This is a genomic window from Bacillota bacterium, from assembly GCA_009711825.1.
Lineage (GTDB): Bacteria > Bacillota > Proteinivoracia > UBA4975 > VEMY01 > VEMY01.
This window is the reverse complement of the sequence record VEMY01000057.1, coordinates 1-7,467: the sequence shown is the minus strand read 5'-3', so window position 1 is coordinate 7,467 and position 7,467 is coordinate 1. Positions and strand designations below refer to the sequence as shown.

The following is a 7,467-nucleotide window of genomic DNA, read 5'->3' as shown; positions in this document are numbered from 1 at the left end:
ACCCCTTATGCACCGATTATGTAGGAATAGCTCGATATTCCTAGGTATTACTTCAATTTCCGGGGTGCAAAATCCTGCCGTTAATGGAAGAAATTATAAGGGAAAAGGGACTTTCTGCAGTGGAATCTGTTTCAAATACTCAACCGGAGTCATATAATTCAGACTTTGATGCCTGCGCTTCCTGTTATAGAAAATCTCTATATAATCAAAGATTGCATCCCGGGCTTCTTGCCTGGTCTTAAATTTGTTTAGATAAATTAACTCGTTTTTGATGGCGCTAAAGAAACTCTCAGCGCTCGCGTTATCATAGCAGTTTCCTTTTCTGCTCATGCTGCATACCATTTTGTTCTTTGCTAATATAGCTTGATAATCCTTGCTGCAATATTGAACCCCACGGTCTGAGTGATGGATAAGCCCTGCAGGGGGCCTCTGCTTCTTTATGGCGGCATCCAGGGCGTTGATAGCCAAATCACGAGTCATAGTGCTTGCAACCGCCCAGCCGACAATCTCCTTGCTAAAAAGATCCTTTACTGTAGCTAGATAGTCCCAGCCTTCATCTGTCCGAATATAGGTTATATCGCTAACCCATACCTTGTTTGGCTTGTCCACACTGAAGTTTTGGTTTAATAAATTATCTGCCACCGGCAGGTTGTGCTTCGAGTTGGTGGTAGCCTTGAATTTACGGGGGCGCCTGGATGATATCCCGTTAGTTTTCATCAGTCTATAGACGCGTTTGCGACCGCATGGCAAGATAACTCAGACGTCTTGATGAATTTTATCCAACCCGTATATCCCCCGGCTATCCTGATGACTTTTGCGAATGAGGTTTAGCAGCTTTGCATCTTTTTCTTCGCGTTTGCTTGGTCCGCGACCTCGCCAGTCGTAGTAGCCACTCCTTGATACTTCGAGGACTAGGCACATCTTCTCCACCGGAAAATCGGAGCGGTGGTCATCAATGAATTGAAATACTATTTCCGGTGTTGTGTAGCGAAAATGGCCGTGGCCTTTTTTAGGATTTTTACCGTCTCTTCCAGGTCATCAGAGCGGCGCTTTGCTTCCTTCAGCTGAGCCTCGAGCTCCATTATTCGCGCCTTATCAGGTTGCTGCTGAATTCTATCCTGGTCAAGCCAACGGTAAATGGTTTGCTCCCGAACACCAACATCTTTCGAGACGCAGGCAACACTACGACCGTTTTCCTTGATCAATTTGATGACGCCATCCTTGAATTCCTGGGTATACCTTTTGCCGTTCTCTGCCATGTTTATCGACCTCCACAAGATTATTTTATCTCACTCTTGTGTGTCCGACAAACCGGGAACAGGTCAAACAATATCATAAGCGGAAGTGTTATCAAAGCCTCTAAGGCTTATATGGTTTTTCAAGGGATGGTAATAATACTTTTTGTCCTCTATTATCCTATCCTCTAATATTTTTTGGTCTGCACCTTCTGACTTCAACATTTCCCGTAAAACGTTAACTGACTCTATATCTAGGATGACTTTTTTACCTTTTCTAGTGTACGCTAGAACAAAAACTACTGATATTAATAAGCATAAGTATAAAATGAGTAAAAGGTAGATTGCCATACGACTTCACCTCCCGGTTTTTATTTTTCCCCAATAAATTTAAATGCAATGATACTTAGTACAGCCCAACACACTCCTCGAAGCGTCCATTCCCAATAAAGATTTACTCCAATATCCGTGAGAGCATATACCATTACGATAAGGATAATTACGAAGATGACAAACCTCAATCTCTTGTCCATCCTGAAAATTGGCCCGGCTTTATAGAGCTTAGAAGTTGTATATACAAGCAATGAATACGTAATAAGCCACACGGCAGTCATTACCCCTATCTCAACAATAAAATCTGTTAATCCTAAAAAAAAAGTTTTCATAATCCTGCCTCCCCGGAAATTAACTATCATCGCTATGTTTATGGCAATCTAGAATTAGCGAGTTTGGCAATTAAAATTTAATAGTTCAAAAGCAGGAACCACGGCATAGCATCCTGAATTAAACCTCTTGAACGCGACTTCAGGAGGTATGAAAGGAATGCTAACCGTGGCTCGTATTGATTGTATCAAAGAACAACGTGAAGTAGAAGGATTATCTGTAAGTCAAATCGCAAAATCTCATAACATATCTTGGGCAACAGCTAAGAAATATGCAGATAACCCTCCCCCAGCTAAGGAACCGGCTCGGCAGGTGCGGAAAAAACGTGTTATGTTGGACACTTACACCGAGATAATTCAGGCGTGGCTTGAAGAAGATCTGTTAGTCCCGAAGAAACAACGCAGAACGGCCACTGCCATTTACAACCAGCTTCGAGCCGAAACTGACTACCAGGGATCAAGCAGAACTGTAAGGTATTACGTCAAGAGATTCAAAGCAGAGATTTACTCTAAACATAAACAGGACAAGCAGTATGTAAGGCTAGAGCATCTGCCTGGCTCAGCCCAAGTAGACTTTGGAGATTTCTACGCCAATGAAAGCCAGGCTGACGGTGACACTGTCAGGGTGAAGCGCAATCTGCTAGTTCTGGCCTTCCCCTACAGCAATACATTTTACTCTCGGGCGCTTCCAGCAGCGAATCTTGAATGTCTTTTATACGGCCTGGGATCAATATTCGAAGAAATGGGTGGGGTCCCACAAACTCTCGTATTTGACAACTTAAAGCCGGTTGTAAATAAGATTCTCAATGATCATGACCGAAAACTAAATGAGACCTTCACTCGCTTTAAAATGCACTACCGGTTCCAGACAGTATTCTGTAACCCTGGCAAAGGAAACGAGAAGGGAAACGTTGAGGTTGACGTTGGGTATGTGCGCAGAAACGCATTAACCCCTATCCCCAACGGAGACGATTTGGATGCACTTAATGACATACTCTCCGAGTTTGGCCGGAATGATCGCAACAGACCTCATCACTCAAAGGGTCAACTTCTTACGGACCTTTACGAAGAAGACCGTAAGCGATTGCTTAAGCTACCGGAGCAGGAATTTGAGCCAGTTACCACCGCTCTCGTTACCGTCCGTAACAAGTATGGCGAGATAAAAGTTGGCGACCACCTCTACACAGTTCCCGGGGCAAGCCCCAGGCAAGAGTTTTTGGTTAAAGTCTGGTGGGATAGAATCGAGGTCCTTGACAACCACCGCCAAAGGCGGTTACTGACTGCCCCTCGCAAGTACGTGGCCAAAGCCCAGAATATTAACTGGGTAGCGGAGCTATCTATCTTCCGTAACAAACCCAGGGCAATTGAAAGCGGCGCAAGCTTGCGCTTGCTCCCTCAGATTCTAAGGAACTATCTTTTGCCTCCGAATCTTCAAGAAAGGAAAAAACGAGTTGAGAGCCTAATCGAGCTTTTTGCGAAATATGATTTTGCCACTGTAGTAAGTGCTGTGGAAAGCGGTTTAGAGAGCGGGAGAACAGATAGTGCAAGCTTGGTTAACATAGCTGACTATATAGCCGGAATGGAGAAAGTTCAGGCCCCAATCTCTGAGCATTATACCCCCAAAGACATTATGGAATGGGCGCCGGATTTAAACAAGTATAGCCAACTCCAGGGGGGTGGGTTTGGTGAGTAGCCTGCTAAAAGAATACTCTCGGACGCTACGGCTTGGGAACATAGAGACGCTGATTGACAAGGTGGAATACCAGAACCGAGAGCAGTATGTAACGGACCTGATGAAGCTAATCATTGAAGAACGTAACAAAAACAGGGTTGACAGGTTGATTCGAAAGGCTGGCTTCCCCTCAATTAAAACCCTGGATAACTATGAGTTCGCGCCCATTACCTTTCCCGAGGGGCTGGACAAGGAGACGCTGCTAGATCTTGATTTTGCAGGCAACAAGGAGAACATCCTGATGCTAGGAGCTGTTGGAACCGGCAATTATCGAAAGAATTTGGTTATGGAAAGAAATTAGGGTACCACATCTGAATAACAATGAAGGTACCTTAATTTCTTTCCATAATAATTTGGCTCAACTCATGAATTGCAAAGATTCTCTAGCCACTGAAGGATACCTATGTTCTCCTCCCATGCAGGTGCATCTTGAGTTACTACTTGGGGATATGCAGCTTCTAAGGCTTTTCTTTTTAGCTCTATATCAAATCTCAAATACATCTCCGTTGTAGTAACACTAACATGTCCTAGTAAATCACGGATGTAAATTAGATTCACACCAGATTCAAGTAGATGAAGAGCTTTTGAGTGCCTTAGCATGTGCGGATGAATAGTTTCTGGAAAAATCTCTTCTTTGTGGCTAATCTTTGCCTGAAAGAAGTACTTATTTAAAATGTATGCAATTCCCGGCCGTGTAAACGCTTGGTATCTGCTATTATGGAAAAGGTGATTTTGTTGCCTTCCATTTTCGAAAAGATGATTTTCAGCCATGTACCCTTCAAGTATGGCTCGTGTTTTAGCCAGGATTGGTACAACTCGTTGCTTGTTCCCTTTGCCAGTTAAGGTAATCATTGCAGGCTGGGCTAGTCTAACTTGGCAAACTTTTAAATCAATTAACTCTTGCACTCTCGCACCCGTATCGTATAGGGTAATCATTAAAGCCAAATCGCGACGTCCTCTTTTTGTAGATGTATCAGGTTGTTCGAACAAATACGCTAACTGAGTCATGGTCAAATGCAGGATCGTTTGTTGTTGTTTCTTTTTAAATGGAATACCAAGAATCTTTTGGCTCTCAAAAAGAATTTCTGGATACTCAGCTTGAGCATACCTGAAAAAACTATGAATGGCTGCCAACCGTTGATTACGGGTGCTAGCACTGACATTTTTGGATGTTTCAAGCCAGAGTAAAAACTCTTTGATACTTAAGGTGGTTGCAGAGGCAAACGAAATTTTTTCCGGCTTAATCCTTTGTTCTTCTTGCATGAACGTAAGGTACTGCTTAAATGCATCACGGTAAGACTTAATTGTATTTGGGCTGACGTTTCTTTGTCCAGGCAAAAAATCCATTAAAAAGCGTGTAAGTGTTTTCGCAAAATCAGTCTGTTTCATACAAATTTACCTCCGGAATGATGTATGAACAGCTTTTTTCGATTTTTCTTGTTATCTCCGGATATAAATCCGCTGTTAAGCGCAAATATCGCTGGCTTCCACGCAAATCTTCATGACCAAGGTAGGCTGATAGATAAGGGAGGCAATTGTTTAGATCCTTTCCTTCCATTACCCACTTTTTTAAACAGTTCACCGCAAAAACATGGCGAATATCATGAATACGAGGACCTTTCCCCCGACCTAGATGTGAAATCCCTGCTTTTCTAAGAACCTCTCTAAAGAGCCAGTAAATAGTTGACTCAGAATAATGCCCTCCATATGGAGAAGGAAAGAAATAAGGGTTCCCCATCTTTCCAATATCTGCGCTCTTGCAATACTCTTGACATCGCTCCTTCAGACTGTCAGCCATAGGCAATTTTCGTTCTTTATTGAATTTTGTACTACGAATGTACAATAGACCCTTACTTAGGTCAACATCCTGTATGGTCAGATGAACAACTTCAGATATCCTGAGTCCGCAACCGTAAAGAATCCGAATTAAAAGGGGCAAAACTAAATGTCGATTTGGGGAAAAGTTGCTAGGTGGATAGTGATCACACAATTCAAAGATTCTTTTTAGCTCATCACTGGAAAAAATGTAGGGAGTGTAAGTATATCTATCAACAGTAACTATTGCACTTGGATAAACATAAGCAGAGTAACCTAAACGATTCATGCATTCTGCTAATCCCCGTAGCAGAGAAATTCTTCCGCTCTGTGTAGATAATTTTTCATGGGGCTTGCGGGCTGTCCATCCCAGAACCATTTGTTTAGTTAACTCTATGTTCGTAAAGTTTTGGTTACACACAAAAGAGTCAAAACTCTTCAACATAACAGCGCCTTTATCAAATTTGTAACCTACAGCCCGTTTCTCCGCAATGTATTTTTCAATTGGAACAGATAGTATGCTCTCAAATCTTAGACCCTTAGCCATTTGAGAGCACCTCCTCCGGGTCAAGCGCACAACCTTTCAACCCATTTAGATCTGTGTGCAGGTACATTGAAGTCGACTTTGAATCTACATGACCCAGGATTTCTGAGATTAAGGACAGTGACGCTCCTTGCTCCAACAATGTGCTGGCAAGGGAATGTCTCAGAGAATGAAGACCTTGCCGCTTACCCGGGGGAACACTAATGCCAGCTAGGCGAATGTATTTAGAAATTAAACTATGAAGGTTGGCGTTTTTGCCAAACGCTTCAAAGGGTGCATTCATGCGTACAAATAAATATGGTGTCTCACACTCAGGTCGGGCATTCTGGAGATAGTCGATAATAGCCCAGCCTACATCATGAAGAATTGGATAGGTAGTCGCAACTTTTGTTTTTTCCTGTGTAATGGTGATAGATTTAGAAGTCCAGAGTAAATCAGATAGCTTTAAAGCCTTAATGTCACCAACGCGTATTCCAAGTTTTGCAACAAGAAGAAGTATGGCGTAATCTCTCTTACCTGTAGGGCTTCCACGATCAATAGCATCAAGGATGCGTTTTACTTCGTCTGGTTCCCACGTAGAGGGTACAGGAGGGTAATAGTATTTATTCTGTTTCGGCACACTGAGGGACAAGTCTTTATCAGTGTATCTGTTTAGATAGATAAATCTCAGAAACACTCTTAAAGTTGTCAGAATGGATGCCATGCTTTTTTCATGTTTTGGGCTTATGTATAACACGTAATCCGAAATAATAACCGGCGTTATTTCGTCTACATCCATTACTTTCCTCAGCGACAGATAGTCTACAAAAAAGAATAATCGTTGTAACCGAGTACGCATGCCTCGTATGGAGTATTCATTATTTTTGCACTCATGCTCGTAAGCTGTCAAAATATCTTGAAACTGTGGCGGTTTTACATAGCCCTTTCGCTTAACAATTCTGCGAACAATAATGCCATGAAGCTGGTAATCACCCAGTAGCCGGATTGCCCTAATAGCTTCTTTGGCGTTTTTGGGGAACGGCTCTAGATAGTAGTCTATTGTACAGTTGTATCTTTCCTTTAAATACTCCTTTCCTAGATTCTCGGAGAAATACTGTTCTCCCTTGTTGCTGGCAAATGTACAGATTCTGCCAAAAGAAGCCCGAAATCCACATACAGTGTTGTACGCGTAATTCAGCTTCTTCAATTCTTCGATTACCTCTACCGCCAACACATCAATTGGTTTTCTTGTTTCCATAGCTTACCTCCAATAGACAAGATTGTATGTCTATTGTGAGGTATTATGGAAAGAAATTGAAGTCCATACATAATAGGACTTAGGCTGCACCCAAATTTCTTTCCATAACCAAACACTTTCGATAATTGCCGGTTCCAACAGCTCCTAGCATCAGGATGTTCTCCTTGTTGCCTGCAAAATCAAGATCTAGCAGCGTCTCCTTGTCCAGCCCCTCGGGAAAGGTAATGGGCGCGAACTCATAG

7 protein-coding genes and 1 pseudogene are annotated in these 7,467 nt (G+C 42.6%); 2 read left to right on the top strand and 6 right to left on the bottom strand.

The annotated features are described in order from the left end of the window. Positions 1-93 precede the first annotated feature (93 nt). The 3 genes and pseudogenes from FH749_14280 to FH749_14270 form a co-directional block, all read right to left on the bottom strand. Positions 94-1,259: pseudogene (locus FH749_14280) on the bottom strand (IS3 family transposase). A 63-nt stretch (positions 1,260-1,322) separates the two neighbouring features. Further along, positions 1,323-1,586, bottom strand: coding sequence for a hypothetical protein (locus tag FH749_14275; GenBank protein MTI96617.1), 264 nt, complete (start codon positions 1,584-1,586; stop codon positions 1,323-1,325). Positions 1,587-1,606: 20 nt separating this feature from the next. Continuing rightward, positions 1,607-1,900 (bottom strand): hypothetical protein, encoded by a 294-nt coding sequence (locus tag FH749_14270; protein ID MTI96616.1) that lies wholly within the window; start codon positions 1,898-1,900, stop codon positions 1,607-1,609. A 148-nt stretch (positions 1,901-2,048) separates the two neighbouring features. Here FH749_14270 and FH749_14265 point away from each other — a divergent pair, with 148 nt between their 5' ends. Continuing rightward, the gene (locus FH749_14265) at positions 2,049-3,590 is read left to right on the top strand and encodes an IS21 family transposase (GenBank protein ID MTI96615.1); all 1,542 of its coding nucleotides are present in this window, start codon (positions 2,049-2,051) and stop codon (positions 3,588-3,590) included. After that, complete coding sequence (locus FH749_14260) at positions 3,583-3,930, top strand: hypothetical protein (protein MTI96614.1); 348 nt, start codon at positions 3,583-3,585, stop codon at positions 3,928-3,930. Before FH749_14265 ends, FH749_14260 begins: the two co-directional genes overlap by 8 nt. A gap of 62 nt (positions 3,931-3,992) precedes the next feature. Here the strand turns inward: FH749_14260 and FH749_14255 are convergent, their stop codons facing one another. Genes FH749_14255 through FH749_14245 form a run of 3 tightly spaced genes read right to left on the bottom strand, consistent with a single transcriptional unit; the run spans position 3,993 to position 7,225 of the window. Further along, entirely contained in the window at positions 3,993-5,018 is a 1,026-nt protein-coding gene (locus tag FH749_14255; protein MTI96613.1) for an integrase, read from the bottom strand. Continuing rightward, positions 5,005-5,991 carry an integrase gene (locus tag FH749_14250; protein MTI96612.1) on the bottom strand — a complete coding sequence of 329 codons (987 nt, stop codon included), beginning with the start codon at positions 5,989-5,991 and terminating at the stop codon, positions 5,005-5,007. Before FH749_14250 ends, FH749_14255 begins: the two co-directional genes overlap by 14 nt. Then, positions 5,984-7,225, bottom strand: coding sequence for an integrase (locus tag FH749_14245; protein ID MTI96611.1), 1,242 nt, complete (start codon positions 7,223-7,225; stop codon positions 5,984-5,986). Before FH749_14245 ends, FH749_14250 begins: the two co-directional genes overlap by 8 nt. Between the last annotated feature and the right edge of the window lie 242 nt (positions 7,226-7,467).

What these genes read in the sequence shown, in the direction of transcription:
- FH749_14265 (MTI96615.1), top strand. Translation starts at nt 2,049, where the DNA reads ATGAAAGGAATGCTAACCGTGGCTCGTATTGATTGTATCAAAGAACAA.
- FH749_14250 (MTI96612.1), bottom strand. Translation starts at nt 5,991, where the DNA reads ATGGCTAAGGGTCTAAGATTTGAGAGCATACTATCTGTTCCAATTGAA.
- FH749_14270 (MTI96616.1), bottom strand. Translation starts at nt 1,900, where the DNA reads ATGAAAACTTTTTTTTTAGGATTAACAGATTTTATTGTTGAGATAGGG.
- FH749_14275 (MTI96617.1), bottom strand. Translation starts at nt 1,586, where the DNA reads ATGGCAATCTACCTTTTACTCATTTTATACTTATGCTTATTAATATCA.
- FH749_14255 (MTI96613.1), bottom strand. Translation starts at nt 5,018, where the DNA reads ATGAAACAGACTGATTTTGCGAAAACACTTACACGCTTTTTAATGGAT.
- FH749_14245 (MTI96611.1), bottom strand. Translation starts at nt 7,225, where the DNA reads ATGGAAACAAGAAAACCAATTGATGTGTTGGCGGTAGAGGTAATCGAA.